Origin of the sequence: Rhizobium sp. X9, assembly GCF_018873185.1 — a bacterium.
In the GTDB taxonomy this organism is placed as follows: Bacteria; Pseudomonadota; Alphaproteobacteria; order Rhizobiales; family Rhizobiaceae; genus Agrobacterium; species Agrobacterium oryzihabitans.
Window position 1 is genome coordinate 343,277 of the sequence record NZ_CP071311.1, and the last position, 25,843, is coordinate 369,119.

The following is a 25,843-nucleotide window of genomic DNA, read 5'->3' on the forward strand; positions in this document are numbered from 1 at the left end:
TTGAACGCAGCCTTTCCTGTGGAATCGTTGTCGCCTCTTGTTGTCACGCCACAATCAGACATTATGTTCGCCGCTCCAGATGTGACATCAGAGAACCTCATGACCGCAGATAATGCCCGCCTCGCCACGCTCATCGCCTCCGAAATCAACGCCCGCGCCGATCAGGTAAAGGCGGCGGTGGCATTGCTGGACGAGGGAGCGACCGTGCCCTTCATCGCCCGCTACCGCAAGGAAGTGACCGGCGGCCTCGATGACACCCAGCTCCGAACGCTGGCGGAACGCCTCGTTTATCTGCGCGAACTCAATGCGCGCCGCGCCTCCATCGTCGATACCATCAACGGTCAGGGCAAGATGACGGACGCCCTGATGGTCACGATCATGCAGGCGGGCACCAAGGCGGAGCTGGAAGACCTCTATCTGCCCTACAAACCGAAGCGCCGCACCCGCGCGGAAATCGCCCGCGAGCGCGGTCTCGGCCCGCTGGCCGAAGCCATCTGGGAAAACCGCACCGCCGATCCGGCAAAACTTGCAGAAGCCTATGTCAAGGGCGAAGTCGCCGATGTTAAGGCGGCGCTTGAAGGCGCGCGCGACATCGTGGCCGAGACGATGACGGAAAACGCCGATCTTCTCGGACGCCTGCGCGATTACATGCGCCAGAACGCCACCTTCCGCGCCAAGGTGGTGGACGGCAAGCAGGCGGCGGGTGAGAAATTCTCCGACTATTTCGATCATTTCGAGCGCTGGTCAACGGTGCCGGGCCACCGGGCGCTGGCCATGCTGCGCGGCTGGAACGAGGAAGTGCTGACATTGACCATCGATGTCGATGCGGATGATCCCTCGCCGGTCAAGCCCGCGCAGCGCACCATCGCGGCCGCCTTCGATATCCGCAATGCCGGCCCCGCCGATCAATGGCTGATGGAGGTGGCGGGCTGGACCTGGCGGGTGAAGCTCTCCATGTCGCTGTCGCTCGATCTCATGCGCGAATTGCGCGAGCGTGCGGAAGAAGAGGCGATCAATGTTTTCGCCCGCAATCTCAAGGATCTGCTGTTGGCCGCACCGGCGGGCTCCCGCGCCACCATGGGGCTCGATCCGGGCATCCGCACCGGCGTCAAGGTGGCCGTGGTGGATGGCACCGGCAAGCTCCTGGATACCACAACCGTTTATCCTTTCCAGCCGAGGAACGATGTGCGCGGTGCGCAGGCGGAACTCGCCTTGCTCATCCGCAAGCACAATGTCGAACTCATCGCCATCGGCAACGGCACGGGTAGCCGCGAGACGGAAAAGCTTGTCGCGGACCTTCTGGCGCAGATGCCCGCTTCGGCTTCCGGCGCAAAGCCCACCAAGGTCATCGTTTCGGAAGCTGGCGCATCGGTCTATTCCGCGTCGGAACGGGCGGCAGCGGAGTTCCCCAATCTCGACGTGTCCCTGCGCGGGGCGGTGTCCATCGCGCGGCGCCTCCAGGATCCGCTGGCGGAACTGGTGAAGATCGAGCCGAAATCCATCGGCGTCGGGCAATATCAGCACGATGTCGATCAGGGCCGTCTCAGCCGCTCGCTCGATGCTGTCGTGGAAGATGCGGTGAATGCCGTGGGTGTCGATCTCAATACGGCGTCTTCGCCGCTGCTGGCGCGGGTTTCCGGCCTCGGCACCTCGATTGCCGATGCCATCGTTGCGCATCGTGACCAGACCGGCCCCTTTGCCAGCCGCAAGGATTTGCTGAAGGTGCCGCGCCTCGGCCAGCGCACCTTCGAGCAATGCGCGGGCTTCCTGCGCATCCCGAACGGCAAGGAGCCGCTGGATTCTTCCTCGGTCCACCCGGAAGCCTACGGCGTGGCGAAAAAGATCGTCGCCGCCTGCGGCCGCGACCTGCGCACGCTGATGGGCGACAGCGCCACGCTGAAGGCGCTGGACCCGAAACGGTTCATCGACGAGCAGTTCGGTCTGCCGACCGTCAAGGACATCATCGCCGAACTGGAAAAGCCCGGCCGCGACCCGCGCCCGAGCTTCAAGACGGCGACATTTGCCGATGGCGTGGACGAGATCACCGATCTGAAACCGGGCATGCTGCTGGAAGGTACAGTCACCAACGTCGCCGCCTTTGGTGCTTTCGTGGATATCGGCGTGCATCAGGACGGGCTCGTGCATGTGTCGCAGCTGGCCGACCGTTTCGTGAAAGATGCGCATGAGGTGGTCAAGGCGGGCGATGTCGTCAAGGTGCGGGTTGTGGAGGTGGACGTGAAGCGCAAGCGAATCGGCCTCACCATGCGCAAGGACGGCGGGGAGGCCGCGCCCCAGTCAATGCGCGAAAAGGGCAATGCTGGCGCCATGCGGCACGCGACATCCAAACCGAAAGATCGCAACGAAGGGTCGCAAACAGGTGGTGCGCTTGCCGCTGCTCTGGCTGAAGCGATGAAGCGGCGCTGACCCTGGGTTGAAATGTTTTTTTACCAAAAAGCCTCATCGTGACACGCGGTGGGGCTTTTTGCTTGATGAAATCGTTCAATTTTTTTGAAATAAGACTATCTTGAAACTTGTGCCGAAAGGAATACGGTCAGCAAAATTGATAAGTGAGACTTAGCAATTGGGGGTGCCATGGCGTCGTCTCTGCATGTTCTTCTCGAAAAGATAATCAAGGTCGGTGATCTCACCGTCAACAGCCCGGGTGGTAGCCGCATATTTGGCGACGGCACGGGAAAAAAGGTGGTTCTGAATTTCACAGACGAAGCCGCCATGCAGGAGATCGCTGCCGATCCTGCACTCAAACTCGCCGAGATTTATATGGAAGGCCGTATGAAGGTCGTCGAGGGCGATATCTACGACTTTCTGGCACTCGTCAAAAGCAACACGCTGAGCGAGGCGCTGTCTTTCGGCATGATCTGGCGCGGCATGGCGCGCATCATCGCCGCCCGCATCAGGATGCATCTGCCGGTCAATCACAACAAGAGCAACGTCGCCCACCACTACGATTTGAGCGCCAAGCTGTTCGACCTCTTCCTCGATGAGGACTGGCAATATTCCTGCGCCTATTTCAATCCGCCGGGTATCAGCCTCTATCAAGCGCAGGTCGCCAAGAAACGTCACATCGCTGCCAAGCTGATGACTGAGCCGGGCCAGAGCGTGCTGGAGATCGGCTCCGGCTGGGGCGGCATGGCGATGTATATCGCCGAAAGTGCGGGTGCCGATGTGACCGGCATCACGCTTAGCGAAGAGCAGTTGCGCGTTTCCCGCGATCGGGCGGCAAAACGCGGGCTTGCCGGCAATGTCCGTTTCGAATTGCAGGATTACCGTTACCTGCCGGCCTCAAGGAAATTCGACCGCATCGTCTCGGTCGGCATGTTCGAACATGTCGGGCCCACCCATTATCGCGATTATTTCGACAAGGTGGCGGAGGTGCTGGATGACAAGGGTGTGATGGTGCTCCACTCCATCGGTCAGCCCTATCCGGCACTGGCGACCAATCCCTTCATCGAAAAATATATTTTCCCCGGTGGCTATATACCCTCGCTTGCCGAGGTTCTGCCGGCGATCCAGAAGTCCGGGCTGCTGGTGAAGGATATCGAAATCCTGCCCATGCACTATGCCCATACGCTCAGGCACTGGCGTGAACGTTTCGTGGCACGCAAGGCCGAAGCGATCGCACTTTACGATGAGCGTTTCTTCCGCATGTGGGAGTTCTATCTGGCGGGGTCGGAAATGGCCTTTACCCACGAAAACTTCCATATTTTCCAGATCCAGCTCGCCAAGGACCGCGATGCCGTTCCGCATAATCGCGACTACATCGCCCGCAACGAGGAGAGGCTCCTGGAGTTCGAAAAGACACGGCCGCCGTTGGAGAAGGTGGCGTTCTGAGGCATTCCTCCGTCATACCGGCCTTGAGCCGGTATCCAGCCAGCCCAAGTCATTGGGCTGAAAAGACTCTTCTCGCCGCGCAGACGCGCGTCGGCTGGATTCCGGCTCAAGGCCGGAATGACGGAAACGAGAGGTTTTCGCGCTCCGATTAACATCCTGATTTAAACTGGACGGCAGTGTCTCAGCGCCGGAGTGAAGATGGACGTTGTCGCCGCATTTCTTCTCACGCTGGTTAATGGAATGGAAAGACAATCCCTCTAATTCTACGGGCACCTGTCTGTATTGCGTTTCTGGGGTTCTTTCATGTTCAAGCCGTCAGCGGCGGTTGCCGCTTGTGTCTTATCGCTTTTTGCCGTCGGCAATGCCCATGCCGAGGGCTGGTTTTCCGGCGACTGGTATCTGAAGCTCGGCGGCGCCGGTTTCACCGCGCCGAAATATCAGGGTGACAACAAGAACGAATTCGGCTTTTCGCCCATCATTTCACTCGGCCGTCAGGGGCAGGGCGCACGTTTCACCTCGCGCAATGACAGCGCCTCGATCTCGCTTCTGGACAATGGCCCGATCAGCATGGGTCTGGCCGGCAAGCTGGTATCCCCGCGTGATGACGGTGATTCCTCCGATCTGAAGGGCATGACGCGCATCAAGCGCGGCGGCGAACTTGGCGGTTTCGCCGAGGCCTATCCGACCGACTGGCTGCGTGTTCGCGGTGAAGTTCGTCAGGGCATCCGCAGCCATAGCGGCGTTGTCGGCGATGTCGCCGTTGATGCCTTCACCGATATCGCCCCCGGCATCCAGATTTCCGCCGGCCCGCGCGCCACATGGGTAAGCAGCAAATATAACGAGCGTTATTACGGCGTAAGCGCCGCACAGACGGCCGCCGGCGCACCATCGCCCTATAGCCCCGGCGGTGGCCTGCATTCCGCGGGTGTCGGCGCAGCCATCACCTGGAAAGTCACGGAAAACGCCGAAGTCGGCTCGTTTGCGGAATATCGCCGCCTGACGGGCGATGCCGCCGACAGCTCGCTGGTGCGCGAGCGTGGTTCGAAGAACCAGTTCATCATCGGTGTTCAGGCAAGCTACAAATTCAATTTCTCGCTTCCCTGAGACAATAAACCGAATGTCTGAGGTTGATGGCCCGCAGGAAACCGTTGCGGGCCTTGATGTTTCAGCTAATCCGCGTTCGACGTTATCCTCGGGCTTGACCCGAGGATCCATTGATTTCAACGGGTTGCGGATCCTCGGGTCAAGCCCGAGGGTGACGGTGGAGAGGTAAGGCGCTTTGCCGGTGGCGTGTTGCAATCCGCCAAAAACCGCACATCTTTGCACTTTGAAAACCGTTCCGATTTGCCCGCCGATGTTGTAGAACATCCGCATGGTTCACCACAGCGATTTGTCAGACCGCGTTTCGGACGCGCCATCCAATAACTGGGTCTATCGGATTTTGCCGAGGCCCCTCTGGCCCTATGCGCAGCTGGCCCGGTGGGATCGCCCCATCGGCTGGCAATTGCTGATGTGGCCCTGTTTCTGGTCCGCGGCACTTGCGGCCAATGCCGCCGCGGCCACTGGTGGCTTTTCCTGGGGCACGCTCATCTGGCATCTGGCGTTGTTTTTCATCGGATCGGTGGCGATGCGCGGCGCAGGCTGCACCTATAATGATCTCGCCGACCACAAGATCGACATGGCCGTGGCGCGCACCCGATCCCGTCCCCTGCCGTCCGGCCGCGTGACCCGGTTGCAGGCAAAGGTGTTTATCGTGCTACAGGCGCTTGCCGGTCTGGTGGTGCTTCTGCAGTTCAACGGTTTTGCGATTGCCACCGGCATATTCTCGCTGATCTTCGTGGCGATTTATCCTTTCGCCAAGCGCTTCACCAACTGGCCGCAATTTTTCCTCGGCCTTGCCTTTTCCTGGGGTGCACTGATGGGGTGGGCCGGGCAGTTCGGATCGATCGCCTGGCCGGCTGTCCTGCTTTATGTCGGCTCCATCGCCTGGACGATCGGTTATGATACAATCTACGCCCATCAGGACAAGGAAGACGACACTGCGGTCGGCATCGGTTCGACCGCATTGCTGTTTGGAGAGAATACACATCGCTGGCTGGTTTTTCTTTATGGCACAGCCCTTGTCATGATCGCCCTGTCCTTCTGGGGGGCAAGTGTTAACGTCATCGCCTATAGCGGCCTTGCTGCTGCCGCCATCATGCTGTTCCGGCAGGTATGGGTGCTCGATATCGATGACGTGGCGCAATGCCTCGTGCTGTTCAAATCCAACAACCGTGTCGGCGTGCTGATTTTCGCGGGCCTCATTCTGCCGCTTCTCTTGGCGTGAGGCTGCGGCAACGCAGGATACAAAAAAGCCCGGCCGCATGGTGCGCGCCGGGCTTTTGTTTGTTTCTGCTGAAGATTATCAGCTGCGGGCGATGATTTCCTTGCCCTCGATCTTCATGCTCATGCCGAGAGAACCGGTGGAGCGGCGAACGAGGAAGCGTGGGCGGCGATCCGCGAAATAGGAATGGCGGCGGCGCGGGCGGCTATTCTTCGTGCGCACCTTGCCGAGATGTTCTTCCAGCGGGCGGGCGACGCCATCGGCTTCCACCATCAGCATGGGAATGCGGTAGGCCTCGGACCAGCTGCGCCAGTCGGCGGCGATATCGCAGAGATCATGGGCGACCAGAAGCGGAACACACAGATCCGGATCATCATGGTGCAGCTCCAGCGTCACCGTTACCTGTCCGTCACCATGGTCGATGGCGCGGGCGGCAACGCCCTTGAAGGCGCGGGCTGGCAAAGCGAAGGACAAAGGCAGGCCGGAAGAGGAAAGGACCTTTCGCAGAACGGCGCCCCGTTCGTCGAGCGTCACGGCGATGTCGGTCGCGCCGTTGCCTTTGCCGTAGGTGACCTGTTGCGGAAAACGTGCCGGGTCGAGTCTGAGTGTGGCGACGGCCCAGTCGGGCTTCAGAACGGTCTTGGTCATGTTTATTCTACCCTTGTTTTACCTGAGAGCCGGTTTCCGGTCTTCTCATCGGGACTTTTCGTCCTCTGATGTCAGGGAGAATATCCGCCGTATCTTCGAGACAGCTTAAAAATCGCGGTTAAGAAAACTTTGCATTCCCAAATGGTTAGCAAAACCCACTGTGGCATGGTTTCGCTTAGGTAAAGCAGATTGGGACAATGCGATTTTTATCGCGACCGAAACTGTGCTCTTTCAAGCTCCGGGCAAGGCGCTTCATGCATAGTCCCGCCAAGGCTTGCCGTGCCTCCGGATGGAGGCGCGATGTATGGATTTAAAAACCGGAGCTTTCGGCGTCCCAGGGGATGCGCGGCGCTCCAGGGGGGCATTCGGATGGTATCGACTTATCTCAGCTACGACCTCATCAACCGTGATATGAAGGCAAGCATTTCGCGCGTGTCGCAGCAGGGAATGATCGAGCGGCAGACGAAATATTACAAGGAGAACATCGGCGATGTGAAAAGCGTCGACGAATTCCTCAATAACTACCAGCTCTATTCCTACGCCATGGATGCCTTCGGTCTCGGCGAGATGACTTATGCCAAGGCCTTCATGAAAAAGGTGCTGGATAGCGACCTGAACGACCAGAACAGCTTCGCCAACAAGCTGACCGACGAGCGTTATCGCGAGTTCGCCGCCGCCTTCAATTTCACCTCGTCGACGAAGACAGTGCAGACGGAAGCCCAGCTCGACAAGATGATCGGGCTCTACGGCACGTCGATCACCGACATGAATGACAGCCTTGCGGAAGAGACGCGCTATTACAAGGCGATCATCGGCACGGTGACCAATGTGGACCAGCTGCTGCGCAACGACCGCACCCGCGCCTATATTTTTCAGGTCTTCGGCGTCGATGAGAAGACCTATTCTTACGCCCATATCAAGGGTTTGATGACGAGTGATGTTTCCGATCCCGATAGCTACATCAACCAGAAATACGGCGCTGCCTATAATGATGCCGTCGAAAAACTGGCGATGAAGGGCAATATCGAAATGCATGCCCAGGTTACTAGCCGGATTACGGCGATTGACACCGCGCTTGCCGGGACTGGTTTGAGCGACGAGGAGCGCACAAAACTCGAGGCGGAAAAGGTCACCCGGCAGGATCAGTTGACACAGCTTGAAGCCGTGCTGCCGCCAAAGGCCGAGTGGGAAACAAAGCTCGCCGCGATCAAGGCGGAGCAGACGAAGCTGTCGAATACCGTCACGCAATATAATACCATGTCATACATTGCCGCCGCCTTCGAATTCAAGAGCGACGGCACAGTGGAGGCCGGCGGCGCCCAGAAGGCCGACAATGTCAAGATAATGACGGATGCCTATATCAGCAGCGCGCCGCGCGTCACGCCGACCGTCGCCACCCTGAACAGGGATTATTTCGAATCGAAGATCGGCTCGATCAAGACCGTAACTGAACTGACGTCCGATACGCGGCTTCTCAATTACCTCAAGGTCGCCTTCGACCTGAATGATGTGACGGTTGTAAAGGCGACGATCGAGAACATCCTGAAAAGCGATCTGAACGATCCGAACAATTACATCGCGACCTTCGGCAAGAACGACAAGCGCTACCTCGCCATGCGAAATGCGTTCAATTTTCAGGCGGATGGAACGCTCGCCGCCGGCACGACACCCCAGACAACGACACAGACGGCAGCCACCACCAGCGGCTATATGATCCATTACAACGACAAGGATGATGCCGCCGACGAAAAGGCGATCCAACTGTTCAAGAGCGACATCAAAAGTGTCACCTCCGTGAAGGATTTCCTCGAGAGCAGCGCCGTCTATAATTATGCGCTGAAGGCGGTTGGTCTCGATCCTGCCAAGGTAAACGCCGCCGATATTCGCAAGGTCCTCACCAGCGACCTTCAGGACAAGAAAAGCTACGTCTATACGCTGAAAGACGAGCGATACGTCAAGCTGGCGGAGCTGTTCAACTTCTCGTCCGACGGCGCCGTGGGCTCTCCGGTTCTTGCGCAGTCGGAAATCGAGATGCAGACCATGTCGGCCGACTACATCAAGAAAAAATCGGCTTTCGGCACGGAAAAGGACAAGGAAGCGGCCAAGAAGGAAGCGGAATACTTCACGGACGAGATGCAGAAGATCAAGACGCTCAAGGAGTTCCTGGCCAATGATCGCCTGACGAAATTCGCGATGGAATCACTCGGCATCGATCCCGAGAGCGTGACGAAAGAACAGCTGGAAAAGATTTTCAGTTCCAAGCTCGACGACAGCGGAAGCTACCTCAACAAGGAGATGGACCCGGTCTTCCGCCGCCTCGTCACCGCGTTCAACTTTGATACGGACGGCAATATCCTGCGCGAGGACCGGAGTTTGATCCAGACGCGGCGCGGTCTTTACGAGACGCTCGACAACTATCTGACGCAGACGCTGGAGACGCAGGCAGGCGAAGAAAATGCCGGTGTGCGACTGGCGCTTTATTTCCAGCGCATGGCGGCGGGAACGACATCCTATTATTCCATTCTGGCCGACACCGCGATCCAGAATTTCATCAAGACCACTTTCGGTATTCCTGACGAGCTCGGCAATGCCGGGGTTGATACGCAGGTGACGATGATGAAAAAATATTTCGACATCAAGGATTTTCAAGACCCGGAAAAGGTCAAGAAGCTGATCGCCCGTTTCACCATCATGTATGATAACTCCCAGAACACCACGGATCCGATCATGATGCTGTTCAATGGCAGCGGGTCGGTCGGCATCAGCGGCGACACGCTGCTGGCGGTTGCGTCACTGCGCGCGCGGTAGGCGGGGAAACCGGGGATGTTCCGCGATATAAATCGCTGAGGTTTCCATGCCGTCATCCTCGGGCAGGGCCCGAGGATCCACAAGCCGTGGAGAGAATGGATCCTCGGGTCAAGCCCGAGGATGATGCCGAGTTTAGTGTATCTTTAGTCATTAGCCGAAACCTGCTCCGGCTAACGCATCCGCCTACCAGCCCGGCAGCATATGCCCGGCGCGCAGGCGTGGCATCTTCGGGTAGGTCTTCACATCATTGTCCAGCTCGTCGGTCACGCTCATCGGTGAGATATTGTCGAGGCAGGCGGTGATGTGGTCGGTGATGGCGTTCACCAGCGAGGGCGACAGGCCGGGCCGTTTCATCAGGCCGATCTGCACCGGTGGCAGGGGCGGGAAGCCGTCCGCGGCGGTCAGAACCTTCATGCCGGTGCGCAGCGCCGATTCCGGCAGTACGGAGACAGCCATGCCCGCCAGCACGGCGGCGGCGACCACGGTGGAAGACCAGCTTGTGAACAGAACCTGATAATCCCGGCCGTCGGCATCAAGCGCCGAGCAGGCAAGCTGGCGCCAGTGACAATCGCGTCGCCCGACCGCCAACGGCACGGGCGCATCGTCCTTCAGCGGATGGTTGGCGGAGGCGACCCAGCAGAGCGGCTCTGTGCGCACGACATCCGAGGAGCGGGCGCGGGGATTATGGGTGACGAGCGCGATATCCAGTTCGCCCCGCGCCATTTTTTCGGCAAGCCCCACCGATGGTTCGCAGACGATGTAAAGCTCGACATTTGGGTGGGTTTTGGCAAAACGCCCGATTATCTCCGGCATGTAACGGTCGGCATAGTCGTCAGGCGTGCCGATGCGCAACGTGCCCTCGAGCCTGTTGTCGTCAAAGGCGGCGATCGCCTCGTTGTTGAGGCGAATGATGCGGCGGGCGTAATTCATCAGTTTTTCGCCCTCCGCCGTCAGGCGGTTGCCACGTCCGTCCTTGGCGAAAAGCTGTTTACCGATGCGCTCTTCAAGCCGCCGCATCTGCATGGAAACGGCGGATTGCGTCTTGAAAACGCGGTCTGCGGCCTTGGTAAAACTACCCGTATCGACGATGGCGATGAAGGTGTGCAGCTGGTCTATGTCGAGAGGTGCGGACATGGATGGTCATCCATCAGAATGATTGATGTCTTACATTAGAAACATTCGTTGGACTGATCAATAGTCTTGCGACATTTTGACATCCAGCAAATCAATCTCAACCCCGGGGCGGACATCGCGTCAGGCCCCCAACCCAAGGCAGCTTCTAGCGCATGGTGCGCCGGGGCGGTGCCGCATCGTGCCGTTACGAAAGGGTATGTGTCATGCGCACGGCAGAACGGAGAATGGAACTGGAACTTGCAACCGGCCGGCAGGGCGATACCCTGCGCCGCGTGGTCATTGTCGTTGCTTCCACCGTGAAAACGTTTGTGCAGCGCATTTACAATCGTATCGTCGCCAATGATCTCATGGAGCTCGACGACCGCCTGCTCGCCGATGTCGGGCTGGCGCGATCGGATGTGACGAGCGCGCTCAATACCGGCCTGCTCGAGGATCCGACCACCCATCTGAGTCGCGCCGCACGGCTTCGTGCCGTCAAGCGGTTCGAAACGCTCTAGACCGTCTACACAATTCCAGCAGACCTCCAGCTGCCGGAATTATTTCTGACGGACAGGTTTTCCCCGCAGGGTGATTTGCCAATAGCCCTGCCTTTGCCCGGTGTCCGGCCCCTCGGCCGCATCGGGCTTTTTTTACCTGCGTGTAGCCTGGGTGGCCACCGTGGCTCACATTTCTCTGAACTGTCCGGCGCGAGGACCAGCCAGAACGACTTCCCAAGCGGATTTGTTGGCGTATTTCTGGCGTGCAAGAAAAGTATAACCGGTGCGGTCCCACGGCTTGATCGAGCCACTCAGATTATCGAGAACATACTCCCCGTCAGACAGGCGAACCAGCAGCACGGCGTGATTGTTGCCGCTGCGATCCAGCACGACGGAAATGGACATTTTATTGGAGGGCAGACCGGCGTCCAGCAAAGCCTTGGTCTTCGCGATGGCATAATCCTCGCAATCGCCGCGCCCGTCTTTCGGCAAGGCCCAGTAGTTGCTGCGACCATAAACGACGGTATCTTCCACTGGCCTGATGGAGCTGTTGACCTTGCGGTTGACCTCAGAAAGCAGTTCGCGCGTCTGATCATCACCCATTTTCGCGCCCCCCTTGGAGGAACATAGCCAGCTGTAACGCTGACAGGCGGAGGAAAAGCCGACCGGCGCGGCAATTGAGCGAGTGGCAGAAAGTTCGCTGGCAGAAACCTTTGTGCCAAGCGTCATCGCGCCCAGCAGAGCGAATGCAAGAACATAAATCTTCATGATTATATCAGTTCCTTCGAGGTAGCTGATGATCGTGATGCTGGCTTCATGCCGCCCGATCTCACAGAAGTTAAACATTGACTGAAGATCACCAGATCCCACGCCATGCTCGAACTAAAAAAACACATCCAAAACGCGCTAAAGCTCACCTCATTGCATGATTAGCCCAAAATTTCAAAAAAAAATTAACATCGCCTGTTGGGATGTGTGCCAAATCGGAAAAGAACGCTTAGCCAGCAAAATATTCCGGGGGCAGCTGGAGATGAACTCGGCGATCTGAATAATAATATTTTCAAGCTTAGAAAATCTTAAGTGTAATAGTACTTTCGATAAATGTGATTTTTCTTATAGCTTGAATTGATTACATCTGAAGTATTAATGCAAAATAGTTAGTATATTTCAGTATGTTGCGAATGTGGTTGCATTAATATAAATTAGAGAATGCAGTTATAACTGCCGATAAGGGAGGAAAACCCATGCGCAGTAAGGTAACAACTGTGTTCTCGTGTATTGCAATCTTGCTGTCCAGTACGACACTGGGAACCGCGCAGACGCGTTTGCAGCGATGTGAATTCGTAAGGCCCGGAACTCTTGAGGCTGCGCTCTGTAGGGCGACTGCTTCCATTCCCGGCGTTGATGAAAACGACCACGGCGACAACAATGTTGTAGGAGCGAGCAATCCAGGCAGCGGGCCGTCTAATCCTGGCAGCAGCAACGGACCGAGTGATCCCGGCGGTGGCGGCGGAGGTAACAACCCCGGCGGTGGCGGCGGTGACCACGGTGGCGGTGGCGACCACGGTGGCGGCGGTCACCATGGCGGTGGCGGTGACCACGGCGGTGGCGGCGGTCACCATGGCGGTGGCGGTGACCACGGCGGCGGTGGCGATCATGGCGGTGGTGGTGACCACGGCGGCGGTGGCGATCATGGCGGTGGTGGTGACCATGGCGGCGGTGGTGACCATGGCGGTGGTGGTGACCACGGCGGCGGTGGCGACCACGGCGGCGGTGGCGATCATGGCGGTGGCGGCGACCATGGCGGTGGTGGTGACCATGGCGGTGGCGGCGACCATGGCGGTGGTGGCAACCATGATGGCGGTGGCGATCATGGCCGCGGAGGCGATCATGATGGCGGTGGCGATCATGGCCGCGGTGGCGATCACGACGGCGGTGGCGATCATGGCCGCGGTGGCGATCACGACGGCGGTGGCGACCATGGCCGCGGTGGCGATCACGATGGTCATCACAATCACGAAAATAATAACGGTAATTAGCAGGTCTGATTGCCGAGACCCAATCACACACTGGCGGTCGGAAGGCCGCCAGTTTTCATATTTTATGGCCGGTGTTTTCCTCAGGGGCCGAGGAGGCGAAACTTAAACAACCCTTTGATTATAAATTACATTCAGTCCGTCGAGCGAGGGTGGCTTTGACGATGGCGGCAAAATCGCACTGGATGGTGAGGAATGGAAGTCCCCGTATCTCTGCTTCAGACCAATCAGCCTTGCACACCCTTCTCATGGGCCCTGTGATATGCGGGTCATCCCCAAACAATCCATCACGCAAGCGCTCACCCACGCGATCCCGGGACGCAAACGTAGAAATATCATTGAACCTATGCCGGCCGCCTCACGGACTGGCAGGTGTTGCCAGCCGAGATGACAAGCTCGGGACCGATGTCGCGGCAATGTCAAATCGCAGCGTTTACACCCTGGTGGGCGCTGGGGGCTCGGCCCTAGTACTGATATTCCTCGAACACCGGCAGCACCGATCCACCCCAGCGGCCGTTATAGAGCGAGAGCAGGTCGTCGGCGAGCGTTGTCTTCTTGGCAAGCACCTCGTCCAGCGATGACAGGAACACTGTCTCGTCCTGGCCGTCGCCATTCAGCCGGTTGCGGTTTTTGAGACCGGTGCGGGAAATGTCGAGCACCTCGCGGGCAAGGCCGAGAAGCGGCTTGCCGGCAATCTCCGCGCCGAGCCCCCTGGCCGGCACGGCATCGCGGAGCGCGATCACCTCGTCGAAACTCCAGCCGGCCGTCAATGCATCGGCGGCATCAAGCGCTTCCTGATCATAAAGAAGGCCGACCCAGAAGGCGGGCAGGGCGCAGATGCGCCGCCACGGACCGCCATCCGCACCGCGCATTTCCAGAAAACGCTTGAGGCGCACATCCGGAAACAATGTGGAGAGATGGTTCGTCCAGTCACCCATGGTCGGTTCCCATGCGGCGATTTCGCCCTTCAGCGCGCCGTTCATGAACTGGCGGAAGGTGACATGCGTACAATCATGATATTTGCCGTCGCGCACGATGAAATACATCGGCACATCAAGCGCCCATTCGACGTAGTCCTTGAAGCCGAAATCATCATTGAATGTGAAGGGAAGCACGCCGGAGCGGTTATTGTCGGTGTCGCGCCAGATATCGCCGCGCCAGGACAGAAGGCCGTTCGGCTTTCCCTCGGTAAAGGGCGAGGAGGCGAACAGCGCGGTTGCCAGCGACTGCAGCTTCATGGAAACGCGCATCTTCTGGCGCATATCCGCTTCCGAGGAGAAGTCGAGATTAACCTGGATCGTACAGGTGCGGTACATCATGTCGAGACCCTTGGTCCCAACCTTCGGCATATAACGCGTCATGATCGCATAGCGCGATTTCGGCATATGCGGCGTTTCGTCATAGCTCCACAGCGGGCTGCCGCCGATGCCGAGAAAACGGATGCCCATCGGCTCGGCCACTTCGCGCAGCGTCGCGAGATGCTGGTTGGATTCCTTGCAGGTCTGATGCAGGTTCTCAAGCGGCGCGCCTGATAGTTCGAACTGGCCGCCGGGCTCGATGGAGATGGCGCCCATGCCGTGCTGCTCACCAAGCCCGATGATGTTTTCGCCATCCATGATCGGCTCCCAGCCGAGCTTTGCCTGCATGCCCTTCAGAAGGGCGGAAATGCTGGCTTCGCCGAAATAGGGAACCGGCCGGTTGCCATCTCGGAAAAACGCGAATTTTTCGTGTTCGGTGCCGATGCGGAAATCGGTTTCAGCTTTGCAACCGCCCGCCAGATAATCTGTAAGCTCCGTGACGGAGGAGAGGGGGGTCTGGTCGGTCGTGTCGCGTGCCATGGCTTACCTTGTTATGACGTCTCTGTTGCGGCGAGGCATATGTTTGGCAGATAGAGCCGGATCGCATCCGGAGGCAAATGAATTTCTTTTAAAGATGCATGAAGCGCAATGGTCCAGCGCATGTAGCGCAAAACTGTGCAGCGGTTTTGCGATAAAGACATGCGCCAAAGAGGTCAGTTCCAGTCGCCGATCGATGCCTGAATGACCGCAAGTGCCGCAACGGCGGCCGTATCGGCCCTCAGAATACGCGGGCCGAGCGGGATGGGGGTGACGAAGGCGAGGCTGCGCAGGAGCTCCCTTTCCTCTTCGGAAAACCCGCCTTCCGGACCGACCAGCAGGGCGAGCTTGCGTTCCCTGACTGATTGCAGAACGGGCAACGGATTTTGCCCCGCATCGCCCTCGTCGCAATAGATGATGCGCCGGTCATGGGGCCAGGTCTCGAGCATATCCTTCAGTTTCACCGGCTCGGCGACATCGGGCAGGGAAAGGATGCCGCATTGCTCGGCGGCCTCGATGGCGTTGGCGCGCAGCTTTTCGGTATTGTGGATCTTGCCCTGCACATGCTGCGTCATCACCGGCTGCAAGAGACCGGCGCCCATCTCGACCGCTTTCTGCACCAGATAATCCATCCGCCCGACTTTCAGTGGCGCAAACAGATAGTGCAGATCCGCTGCCGGCGGTTGCGGCCGCGTCTGCTCTACGGGAATGAGGGTGATCTTCTTGCGGCTCGGGAAGGAGAGCCTGGCCTTCCATTCGCCGTCTCGGCCGTTGAACAGCAGGATTTCCGCGCCGTCGCTCATGCGCAGCACATTGGCGAGATAGTTGAACTGTTCGGTCGTCGCTTCCTGTGTCACCCCCACTTCAAGCGGGGTTTCGACGAACAGGCGTTGCATCCGGAAATTTGCGCGCATGGGACTTTTCGGTTTCAGCGTCAGAGAAAGAGGAAGGACATCAGCCAATAGAGCAGCGCCGCAAGCGTAGCACTCGCGGGAACGGTTACCAGCCAGGCGGCGATGATTGTCATGAAGTGGGAGCGCCGGACGAGATAACGGCGGCGCACCTCGGAGGGGTTCTCCGCATACCTGTCAGCCCGGCGGATTGCGCCGTCACCCGCCTGCACGAGTTCCTGCCGCCGTCGCGATGCCTGCGTGTACCATTCACGGAAGAAGCCGACGCCGAACACCGCGCCGATCGCCGTATGGGTGGTGCTGACCGGCAGGCCGAAGCGCGAGGCCACAAGAACGGTAAGCGCTGTCGCTACGGAAACGCAAAACGCTCGCATGGGATTGAGCTTGGTGATCTGCTCACCCACGAGGCGGATGAGACGCGGGCCATAAAGCAGAATACCGCAGGAAAGCCCGAAAGCACCGACCAACATCACCCATAGAGGTGCGCGGGCGGAGGTCTGCACCGCCTCGTCATGCAATGCCCGAACAATCGCCACCACCGGGCCGATGGCGTTCGAAACGTCATTTGCCCCGTGTGCGAAGGACATCAATCCGGCGGCAAGAACGAGCGGCCACTGGAACAGGATGCGAAGCGACTGGTTGCGGTTCTCCAATCCTTCCGATTGTTTGCGGATGATCGGCACGCAGAGCCGCCAGGCGATGAGCCCAATAACGAGGCCTATGACGCTGGCATGGCCAAGCGACACATGCATGAGCTGCCGCAACCCGACCCAGATGAGATAGGCGGCGAAAACCCCGGCCATCAAGCCGATGAGGACAGGCACCCAAAGCCGCGCGGATTCAATCTTGTCCTCGCGGTAGATGATGAATTCCTTGATGAAGGCAAGGATGGCGATGGCGATGGCGGCACTGATGAAAGGCGCCAGAACCCACGCGAAAGCGATACTGCCGAGCGACAGCCAGTCGACCGCCCCGATGCCATAGGCTGCCATGCCCGCGCCGGCAACGCCACCGACCACCGTGTGGGTGGTGGAAATCGGCGCTTTCGTCCAGGTCGAGATATTGACGAGGAGGCCGGCGGCAAGAAGCGCCGACAACATCGCCCAGGAAAACGCGGTCCGGTCCGGGATGGTTTGGATATTGATGATGCCGCTGGAAATGGTCTCGACGACATTGCCGCCGGTGATCAAGGCACCCGCAATCTCGCAGATGGCGGCAATGATGAGCGCCGCCGCAAGCGGCATCGCCTTGGCGCCGACCGCCGGGCCGACGTTATTCGTCACGTCATTCGCGCCAATGTTGATCGCCATATAGGCGCCGATGGCGACGGCCGCGATGATGATGACGGCGCCCGAGGTGCCGGTGACGAAGACGCCGGCAAATATGGCCGCCAGGACAACGAACATGAACCCCGCGCCAAGGCCGGCAAGCTGCTGCGTGACGTGCAGCGTCGCCTCCTCGACACGGGTGATCTTGTCGAGATCCTTGTCGAGCGTGGGCTTCATATTGGGTGGCGGCTTCATTGCCATTCAGACCTCGTTTGCCAGCATTCCTTTTCGTCCGGCAGTCTCGCGGGCTGAAGGCAATTTACAGAAAGACTGTTACATCTCGCACATCTTTCCAAAATGAAAGACGGTAAAAGCCATGTTGGAAAAACAAACTGCAAATTGCCACTATTCGCGCGGGCGCGCTATTTCGAAAGCGCCATTCGCTTGTCGAAAGTGAGCATCAGAGCTTTCAGTTCCGGCTCATTGACCCGTTTGGCCGCCTCCTGCGGGCTGACCCATTCCAGACGCCGGGAGTCTTTCTCAGGAAAGCTGTCCTGAAGCTCCGATACTTCGAGAAGATGCACCTGAACCCTGCACAGCACATTGATGCCGCTGTTCAGCTTTTTCTCATATTCATAAAAACCGAAGGGGGCTTTCTCGACCGTGCCTTTGACACCGGCTTCCTCATAGGCTTCCTGCTCGGCAACCGCATGGGCCTTCTTGCCGCCCATCGGCCAGCCTTTCGGAATGACCCACCGGCCCGTATCCCGGCTGGTGAGCAGCAGTACTTCAGGCTCCGGATTTTTTTTGGACAATCGATAGCACAGCGCCGCATATTGCTGTCGCGGCGGTCTGCGCAACATCAAGCCAACATCTGTCGCCAATCGATTCAAAATCTTCAATCCGAATAAGTCCTTATTTTTCGTCGGTCATAGTTGCTAATATAGATATCCCGCATGCGCCGCCAATCCCCCATCATCCTTAACCCACTACTGTCTTCACGCTGATGAAGCCTTTGGGCAAAATCGATGCAGCAGGTTTGCGAACAGGGGTTTTGCCCGGTGCTTTCCGGGCAATCAGCCGATTGCGGTAATACCGTATCTGTCTGTTTTCAGGCCATTCGGCACGCTGCTATGAGTTGGCGCCGGAATTGCGTTGACCGGGGTGCAGTCCCCAATGCCGGAGACCTTCGATCACACCGTTTGCTTCCGTCGCACTGGAGAGGAAAAAACGGCTGTCTTGATCTGCCAGCGAGACAAGCTCCGGCAGGGCATTACCCACGATCACGCCGCGAACGCCGTTCAATTCGAACATCGCCCGATCATTGCCAGTATCGCCCGCCACGACTGATTCGTCGAGGCCGATGCGCAGTTGTCCACATAACCATGCCAATGCCGCGCCCTTGTCGGCGGCCTTCGGCAATATGTCGAGGTCACGATTGCTGGAATAAACGATGCGCGCATCGATACCCGCCGCGAGGAGCGCGGCTTCGACATCGCCAAGCGCCCTTTCATCAGCGTCATGCAGGAACCAGCTGGACTTGAGGCCATGCTGATAGCGTTCCGCCTGCATGGCCACGCCCGGAAGGCCCGCCATGACAGCGGTGATCTTTTGCCGGTCGAAACCCGTGCCGAGCGAATGGGTATAGGCGCTTTCCAGCTCGCTCCGCTCCCTGGCGTGCAGCATGGTGCCCACACCGCCAATGATGTAGTCGGGTTTGGGCAAGGGGGTGTCTTCGATGAGCGCAAGCTGATCATCGACCAGCCTGCCGCTGTTGAAGACGAGAACCGGGCGGAGATCGTCCGGCAGCGATTGCCAGAAATCGCGGAACCGGCGCGTGGCGTCGTTATCGCCGACGACGGTTCCGTCGAGATCGGTGGAAAAAAGGCGAAGCGGTTTCAATCGCCATCGTTCCATGGTTCGGCCCAATCCGCTTCTTCCAGAACCGGCATCATGGTCCGGCCTTCCACAAGCGCCAGCAATTGCTGCGCGATGCCCGTCCAGGTGAACAGACTGCGCGCCTTGTGCGCACCCATGCGGGAAAGTCGCCCGTAAAGCCGCTCATGTTTGAACGGCTTCATCATGGTGATGCCAAGGTCTTCCTTGTCGAAGGGATCTGCGAACAAAGCGTGGCGGCCATAGCTGATCGCCCGGAACAACCCGCCGTGAATGGTCACGACAGTTGGCGTCCCGCTGGCCATGGCCTCAATGGCAGTCATGCCGAAGGGCTCGTAACGGCTGGACAGAACGAACAGGTCCGCCGCCCGGTAAACATCCGGCAGATCCTCATCCGCCACGTAACCGGAAAACGCCACCTTGTCCTCCAGCCCGAGCGATTTCACCCGGTCTTTCAGCTGGTTGAGGATGGTGGTTTCCTGCTCGTCCATGTTTTCGCCGCCGACGGCGAGATGCAGGCGCGCTTCCGGCTCACGCTGCGCCAGCACCGAAAAGCCGTCGATCAAGAGGTCGTAACCCTTGTTGGTGGCGAGACGTCCGAGCGCCAGCACCGTCTTTCCCTCGAAGCCGAAACGCTGCCGGATCATCTGGCGCGTCGCATCCGAGACGGGGAAGAAGCGGTTATCGTCATAACCCGGCGGGATCATGTGGATATGCTTGCGCTTCAGGCCGTAGTCCTCGATCAGCACGTCGAGCTGCACCGGCGTCGTCGCGATCACCATGTCGCAGCTGCGATAGATGATGAGTTCGTGCTGGATGCGTTCCCTGAAGTTGAACTCCAGTTCGAACGTATCGGCCTTTTCCGGATAGTCGGTTTCCATCTGGCGCTTTTTCCAGAGACCGAGCGAATGTGGCGTGTGCAGATGCGGAATTTTCAGCGCTTCGGACAGCCGCTGTCCGGCCACGCCCGCATCCCAATAGTGGCTGTTGACGAAAGAGTAGTTGAGGTCGTTTTTCTTGATGAAGCGCAGCGCGTTTTCGCACCATTCCATCAGGTGGCGGTGCAGATATTCCTTGGGAATGAAATCGCGGCCGCCGCAGGGAATGCGAACCACGCGGACGCGCTCGTCCACCTCGTCAAATTCCGGCTGGTCTTCGAAGCGGCGGGTATAAAGATCGACAGTGTAACCGAGTTGGCCGAGTTTGCGTGCAAGCTCAAGCACATAAACCACCTGTCCCCCGGTGTCTGCGGCGCCCAGTGGCGGGTGCGCGGCGACATAGCCATGCGTCGATATGAGAGCTATCCTCGGATAGCGTTCAGTTTCGCTCGTGGTTGTCATGGGTCCCATCTTGGTAAATTTTTCCAATTAACTGGAGAAAAAGACCAAAGAGGACAAAAGGTTCCATAAAAACCTGAATAAAAGAGCTGCCGTATTTCGTTTTTCGCCGTTTTCAGGCGTCGCGCTGCTGTTGCCTGAGGCGCGAAATCCGGTCCCATTCCCGCGCTTGATGCGCCTTCGATGTCGTATCCACGATGAAGTCGATATGGGCCTCCGCCGCAGCCCTCGCCGCCGCCGGATCGCTGCGTGTGATGGCATCGTGGATGGCGATATGCTGTCGCAGCACCTCGTCATGCGCACCGGCCACGGTGAAGATGAGATGGCGGTTATAAAAGATGTCGTCGCTCAGGAGCCGGTAGCAGGACCGCAATGTGTGCATCAGCACGATATTATGTGCCGCTTCACCGATGGCATTGTGAAACTCCACGTCCCCCGTCAACTCGTCATCGAAACGGCCAGCCTCATGGGCCTCCCGCATCTTTTCGACGACGGCCGCAAGGTTACGCCTGTCCGGCTCCGTCGCGCGTTTCGCTGCAAGTTCGGCGGTCATGCCTTCAATATAGCGGCGATATTCGAGGAAATCCCGTGTCGCCCGGCTGTGCCGGGTAATCAGCGCACTCAAGGGGTCGGAAAAGACCGGCCCGACAATATCGGCGACATAGGTGCCGCCGCCGTGCCTGCTGGTAAGAAGGCCGCGCGTTTCGAGTTCCTTCAGCGCTTCCCGCAGGATCGGCCGCGAGACATCGAGCCGTTGCGCCAGTTCCCGCTCGCCAGGCAACCGGTCGCCGTCACGCAATATGCCGTCGAGGATCAGTTCCTCGAAACGTAATATCACCTCCTGCGCTGTGCGGCTGTGCTCTATCCGTGCGAACAGCGTTTCATCCATCGCAGCATTCTCCGGTAAAAATACGCCCTCTGTGTGTGCCCATAGGTGCAATGGAACGCAAATTATCAGCGGAATATCGTACTGGTCAAATATTCTGTCCAGTTCATGCCTTTCACTTGAAGCCGCTGCCCTGCGTCAACACGGCATCTGCCTATTTAACTTGGCTTTTGTTAAAGCTGTGCCCGGACAGGGTGATGATGGCGGGTTTTCTCCGCCAGGTGCATCAAAACAATTACATCGGCCTCGATTGCGGTGTCGTCATCGCCATTGATGCTTTAGAAAACCGGCGGAACAGGCGGGGACGGTATCGCAATGGCCAAGGGTAGATTTGCTTTCGCAAGCGCGCCGGAAAGGTCGCTGGCGCTCGGGGAAGTTCATGCGCGGCCAACAGTGCTGCTGGCTCCGTCGCGCATCATCGTCCAGCTTGCCTTCATGATGGATGGCGGCTCGGCCGTGCATCATTCGGTCATCGCGGAAATGTCGCGCAGCCGGGGTGTTGCGCCGCCGGAACGCGACGCCCGCCATCACGCCATGCCCTGGGGGCAGGGCACACTGCGGTGGGAGCGGCATACCGAATTCTCGACATGGTTCTGGGATGGCCCCGCACCGGAAAAATTCGGCGGCGATATTGCCGGCGACCCTTTCGGGGATGGTTTTTCGCCGCCCGGCTCGCTGATATCAGGCGTGCGGCTGGAAATTCGCAACGACAATAAGCTCGCCTCGCAAGCAGAGACGCTGTTCGAACCGACAAGCCTCTGTCACAGCGACGTGCGCGACGGTCAGGCGGCGATCCTTACCGATTTCCGCCAGGATCGCGATGGGCTGACGCAGATCCTGGTGATAGACCGGGGCTTGAGCGATTACAGCCGCGGCGCGCTGGTGCAGCGGCTGCTGGATATCGAGACCTATCGCACGCTTGCCATGCTCGGCCTGCCGATGGCGCAGACACTCTCGCCGGAAATCCGCCGCATCGAGGATGGCCTGACGGGCATCACCCAGCGCATGAAGAACGGCGCGCGCGATGAGGCCGATGCGCTTCTGGCGGAGATGACCCGGCTTGCGGCGGAACTCGAAGCCAATGCCGCGCTCAGTCTTTATCGTTTCGGCGCCAGCCGCGCCTATGACGGCATTGTGCGCGAACGTATTCGCGCGCTTGCGGAAACGCCGGTTCAGGGGCACGAGACCATGGGCAGCTTTCTGGAAAGACGGCTCGCCCCCGCCATGCGCACCTGCCAGTCGGTCGAGGAAAGGCAGGCCAACCTGTCACGCAAGCTCTATCGCGCCACGGCTCTCGTCAGAAGCTGGATCGACGTGGAACTGGAGCGGCAGAACACGGTGCTGCTCAACACCATGAACAAGCGCGCCGCCATGCAGCTTCGCCTGCAGCAGACGGTGGAAGGCCTCTCGGTCGCCGCCATCTCCTATTATGTCGTCGGGTTGATCGGTTATCTCACCAAGGCCATCAGCCACGACGTTTTGCCGGTCGACCCCACCGTGGTTACGGGTCTTTCCGTCCCCTTTGCCGTGCTGGGCGTCTGGTGGGTGGTGCGCCGCGTCCGTCGCTCCCATGCCGAGGGTGGGCATTAAGGCACACTCGCGCTTCCCTCATTCCTGTGCCTGTCACAGGAATCTAGCCGACGCGCGTCTGCGCGGCGAATAGAGTTCTTTCAGCCCAAGGACTTGGGCTGGCTGGATCCCTGTGACGAGCACAGGGACGAGGGCAGAACAAGTGGCATGGCCAGCGCCTCCGCCGTTCTAGCCCTGCTCCCAATAGGGCGACGGCCCATAAAGCCCGGCCAGATAGTCAATGAACAGCCGCACTTTCGCGGGCAGGAACTGCCGACTCGGATAAACCGCCGACAGCGTGACGTTTCGCGACCCCTCATAGGCGGGAAGAACCTGCACCAGTTTACCGGCGCGCAGTTCATGGCCGATATCCCAGGTGGAGCGCAGCGCAATGCCGAGTCCGGAAATCACCGCCTCGCGGATCACCTCGCTCGAATTGGTGACCAGCATGCCTTCCGGGCGGATGCTGAGCGCGCCGCCCGGTCCTTCCAGCCGCCAGATATCGTTGTTGTGGGCAGGCAGGCAGCGGTGCTTCTTCAGATCTTCGATCGTTTCCGGCATGCCGTGGGTGGCCACATAGTCCGCCGAGGCGCAGAGCACGCGGCGCACGGGCGCCAGACGGCGGGCTACGAGGCTGGAGGAATTGAGATCGGCAATGCGGATCGCCAGATCGTAGCCGCCTTCGATGATATCGATGAATTCGTCGCTCAAGACCAGATTAACCGACAGGTCCGGGTGCCGCTCCATGAAAATCCGCAGATGCGGCGCGATATGCATGCGCCCGAAAGAGGTGGGGGCGGAGATTTTCAGCGTGCCGTTGACGGTATTCGCCCGGCCGGACACGAAATCTTCCGCATCCTCCAGCCCTTCCAGCACGGCAAGCACCCGCTCGTAAAAACCCTGACCCGCTTCGGTCAGCGAAATCTGCCTTGTGGTGCGCTGGAACAGCCGTGCGCCGAGTTTCTCTTCCAGCCGCTTGATGCGCTTGGAAATGACGGCTGGGGAATAGCCAAGCTCCTTGGCGGCAAGCGACATGCTGCCGGAGGCGGCAACGGTTGCGAAGACTTCCAGATCGCCCAGATTTGTCACAGTTGACCTCTGATTGTTTCCGTAATGGAAAAAATCCATAACATTTGATTGCGCTCTTTCAAAGTGGTAAAGAAAGAATACCACTTGGCAAGACGTGCATGGAGGAGGGGCGGTGACGCAGCCGATCAAGTTTCTGGAGCCGCGGGCAAAGGTCGTGGCGAGTCGTGACCGCATCATATCCGATCTGAAGGATATCCTCGCCGAGGACTGTCTTGTGCATGAGCCGCGTGAGCTCGTGCCTTTCGAGACGGATGCCTTCGTTTCCTACCGCCGCCTTCCGCTGGCCGTTGCGCTGCCGAAGACGACCGAGCAGGTCGCAGCGGTGCTGAAATATTGTAACCGTTATGGCATTCCGGTCGTACCGCGCGGTGCCGGCACCTCGCTCTCCGGCGGCGCGATCCCGCAGGAGGATGCGGTGGTGATCGGTCTTTCGAAGATGTCCTCGATCCTCGAACTGGATTTCTACAATCGCACGGCGCAGGTCCAGGCGGGTGTCACCAATCTTTCCATTTCCGATGCGGCGGGTGCGGAAGGCTTCTTTTATGCGCCGGACCCAAGCTCGCAGCTTGCCTGCACTATCGGCGGCAATATCGGCATGAATTCCGGCGGCGCGCATTGCCTGAAATATGGCGTCACCACCAATAATCTGCTCGGCGTGAAAATGGTGCTCGTCGATGGCACGGTGCTGGAGCTGGGCGGCAAGCACCTCGATGCCGCCGGTTATGATCTGCTCGCCCTCGTCTGCGGCTCGGAAGGCCAGCTTGGCATTGTTACGGAAGCGACGGTGCGGCTGATCGCCAAGCCCGAGGGTGCGCGGCCCGTGCTGTTCGGTTTCGAAACCTCCGAAGAAGCGGGCTCCTGCGTCGCCGATATTATCGGCGCGGGCATCATCCCGGTCGCCATCGAATTCATGGACAAGCCGGCAATCGAGATCTGCGAGGCCTTCGCCAAGGCGGGATATCCGCTGGATGTCGGCGCGCTTCTGATCGTCGAGGTCGAAGGCTCCGAGGCGGAAATGGACGCCATGCTGGCGGATATCGTTACCATTGCCAGAACACACGGCGTGAAGACGGTGAAGGAATGCCAGTCGGCCATGGAGGCGGCAGCGATCTGGAAAGGCCGCAAATCCGCCTTCGGCGCAACGGGCCGCATCGCGGATTATATCTGCATGGATGGCACGGTGCCGCTTTCCCAACTTTCTTACGTGCTGAAAAAGACGAGTGAAATCACCGACCGGCTCGGCCTTCGCGTTGCCAATGTCTTCCATGCGGGCGATGGCAACATGCACCCGCTCATCCTGTTCAACGCCAATGACCCTGATGATGCCGCCCGGGCCGAAGAGGCGGGCAATGAGATATTGAAGCTCTGCGTCGATGCCGGTGGTTGCCTGACCGGCGAGCATGGTGTCGGCATCGAAAAACGCGATCTCATGCGCCACCAATATGGCGAGGCCGATCTGGCCCAGCAGATGGCGGTGCGCGGGGCTTTTGACGAGGGCTGGTTGATGAACCCATCCAAGGTGTTTCCGCTGGAGGGACGGAATTGATGTGCTTTAGCTTTCTTACCTTGGAGAGTGTGGCTTACCCCCCTCTGCCCTGCCGGGCATCTCCCCCTCAAGGGGGGAGATCGACAAGCGGCGACCTCCCGCTCAATTCTCGAACGGCGGGATTGAAACGATGTGCCAGCCTCTTGCCGATCTCCCCCCTTGAGGGGGAGATGCCCGGCAGGGCAGAGGGGGGTATCCCTCGCGCAAACGTCGCTATCCCATGCCCGGAGCC

20 protein-coding genes are annotated in these 25,843 nt (G+C 59.0%); 8 read left to right on the forward strand and 12 right to left on the reverse strand.

Annotated elements, in window-relative coordinates; translation table 11 throughout:
* The first annotated feature begins 99 nt into the window (after positions 1-99).
* From JZY08_RS01695 to ubiA, 4 genes are all read left to right on the forward strand, one after another.
* Complete coding sequence (locus tag JZY08_RS01695) at positions 100-2,424, forward strand: Tex family protein (RefSeq protein WP_216330763.1); 2,325 nt, start codon at positions 100-102, stop codon at positions 2,422-2,424.
* A gap of 168 nt (positions 2,425-2,592) precedes the next feature.
* Complete coding sequence (locus tag JZY08_RS01700; RefSeq protein WP_216330764.1) at positions 2,593-3,849, forward strand: cyclopropane-fatty-acyl-phospholipid synthase family protein; 1,257 nt, start codon at positions 2,593-2,595, stop codon at positions 3,847-3,849.
* A 303-nt stretch (positions 3,850-4,152) separates the two neighbouring features.
* A complete protein-coding gene (locus JZY08_RS01705; protein WP_035242009.1) occupies positions 4,153-4,953 on the forward strand; it encodes a MipA/OmpV family protein in 801 nt (266 codons plus the stop codon).
* Positions 4,954-5,221: 268 nt separating this feature from the next.
* On the forward strand, positions 5,222-6,175 hold the full coding sequence (gene ubiA / locus JZY08_RS01710; RefSeq protein ID WP_216330765.1) for a 4-hydroxybenzoate octaprenyltransferase: 954 nt from the start codon (positions 5,222-5,224) through the stop codon (positions 6,173-6,175).
* Between the two features lie 78 nt (positions 6,176-6,253).
* Here ubiA and JZY08_RS01715 read toward each other — a convergent pair whose 3' ends face one another.
* The gene (locus JZY08_RS01715; protein ID WP_003494008.1) at positions 6,254-6,820 is read right to left on the reverse strand and encodes a DUF6101 family protein; all 567 of its coding nucleotides are present in this window, start codon (positions 6,818-6,820) and stop codon (positions 6,254-6,256) included.
* A gap of 369 nt (positions 6,821-7,189) precedes the next feature.
* Between JZY08_RS01715 and JZY08_RS01720 the strand changes: the two genes are divergently transcribed.
* Positions 7,190-9,628, forward strand: a complete 2,439-nt coding sequence (locus JZY08_RS01720; protein ID WP_216330766.1) for a DUF1217 domain-containing protein — start codon at positions 7,190-7,192, stop codon at positions 9,626-9,628.
* Between the two features lie 183 nt (positions 9,629-9,811).
* Here the strand turns inward: JZY08_RS01720 and JZY08_RS01725 are convergent, their stop codons facing one another.
* A complete protein-coding gene (locus tag JZY08_RS01725) occupies positions 9,812-10,762 on the reverse strand; it encodes a LysR substrate-binding domain-containing protein (protein WP_003494010.1) in 951 nt (316 codons plus the stop codon).
* Between the two features lie 203 nt (positions 10,763-10,965).
* On the opposite strand from JZY08_RS01725, the gene JZY08_RS01730 reads away from it, so the two are divergent.
* Positions 10,966-11,259, forward strand: a complete 294-nt coding sequence (locus JZY08_RS01730; RefSeq protein ID WP_035241650.1) for a DUF1127 domain-containing protein — start codon at positions 10,966-10,968, stop codon at positions 11,257-11,259.
* Positions 11,260-11,424: 165 nt separating this feature from the next.
* Here the strand turns inward: JZY08_RS01730 and JZY08_RS01735 are convergent, their stop codons facing one another.
* From JZY08_RS01735 to JZY08_RS01775, 9 genes are all read right to left on the reverse strand, one after another.
* Entirely contained in the window at positions 11,425-12,108 is a 684-nt protein-coding gene (locus JZY08_RS01735; RefSeq protein WP_253204037.1) for a transglutaminase-like cysteine peptidase, read from the reverse strand.
* 332 nt (positions 12,109-12,440) lie between these two features.
* A complete protein-coding gene (locus JZY08_RS27730; protein ID WP_216330767.1) occupies positions 12,441-13,247 on the reverse strand; it encodes a hypothetical protein in 807 nt (268 codons plus the stop codon).
* 491 nt (positions 13,248-13,738) lie between these two features.
* On the reverse strand, positions 13,739-15,112 hold the full coding sequence (locus JZY08_RS01745; RefSeq protein WP_216330769.1) for a glutamate--cysteine ligase: 1,374 nt from the start codon (positions 15,110-15,112) through the stop codon (positions 13,739-13,741).
* Between the two features lie 173 nt (positions 15,113-15,285).
* Positions 15,286-16,023 carry a 16S rRNA (uracil(1498)-N(3))-methyltransferase gene (locus JZY08_RS01750; protein ID WP_216330771.1) on the reverse strand — a complete coding sequence of 246 codons (738 nt, stop codon included), beginning with the start codon at positions 16,021-16,023 and terminating at the stop codon, positions 15,286-15,288.
* A 20-nt stretch (positions 16,024-16,043) separates the two neighbouring features.
* Positions 16,044-17,549 (reverse strand): inorganic phosphate transporter, encoded by a 1,506-nt coding sequence (locus JZY08_RS01755; protein ID WP_216330773.1) that lies wholly within the window; start codon positions 17,547-17,549, stop codon positions 16,044-16,046.
* A gap of 161 nt (positions 17,550-17,710) precedes the next feature.
* The gene (locus tag JZY08_RS01760; RefSeq protein WP_035241653.1) at positions 17,711-18,151 is read right to left on the reverse strand and encodes an NUDIX hydrolase; all 441 of its coding nucleotides are present in this window, start codon (positions 18,149-18,151) and stop codon (positions 17,711-17,713) included.
* A 268-nt stretch (positions 18,152-18,419) separates the two neighbouring features.
* The gene (locus tag JZY08_RS01765; RefSeq protein WP_216330775.1) at positions 18,420-19,190 is read right to left on the reverse strand and encodes an HAD family hydrolase; all 771 of its coding nucleotides are present in this window, start codon (positions 19,188-19,190) and stop codon (positions 18,420-18,422) included.
* Positions 19,187-20,533 carry a glycosyltransferase family 1 protein gene (locus JZY08_RS01770; RefSeq protein WP_164056236.1) on the reverse strand — a complete coding sequence of 449 codons (1,347 nt, stop codon included), beginning with the start codon at positions 20,531-20,533 and terminating at the stop codon, positions 19,187-19,189. Before JZY08_RS01770 ends, JZY08_RS01765 begins: the two co-directional genes overlap by 4 nt.
* 103 nt (positions 20,534-20,636) lie before the next feature.
* Positions 20,637-21,410, reverse strand: a complete 774-nt coding sequence (locus tag JZY08_RS01775) for a FadR/GntR family transcriptional regulator (RefSeq protein ID WP_216330777.1) — start codon at positions 21,408-21,410, stop codon at positions 20,637-20,639.
* 312 nt (positions 21,411-21,722) lie between these two features.
* Here JZY08_RS01775 and JZY08_RS01780 point away from each other — a divergent pair, with 312 nt between their 5' ends.
* Positions 21,723-22,997 (forward strand): DUF3422 family protein, encoded by a 1,275-nt coding sequence (locus JZY08_RS01780; protein WP_003494027.1) that lies wholly within the window; start codon positions 21,723-21,725, stop codon positions 22,995-22,997.
* A gap of 168 nt (positions 22,998-23,165) precedes the next feature.
* On the opposite strand, the gene JZY08_RS01785 is transcribed toward JZY08_RS01780, so the two are convergent.
* Positions 23,166-24,065 (reverse strand): LysR family transcriptional regulator, encoded by a 900-nt coding sequence (locus JZY08_RS01785; RefSeq protein WP_082184598.1) that lies wholly within the window; start codon positions 24,063-24,065, stop codon positions 23,166-23,168.
* 112 nt (positions 24,066-24,177) lie between these two features.
* On the opposite strand from JZY08_RS01785, the gene JZY08_RS01790 reads away from it, so the two are divergent.
* Entirely contained in the window at positions 24,178-25,611 is a 1,434-nt protein-coding gene (locus JZY08_RS01790; protein WP_003494031.1) for an FAD-binding oxidoreductase, read from the forward strand.
* Positions 25,612-25,843: the final 232 nt, after the last annotated feature.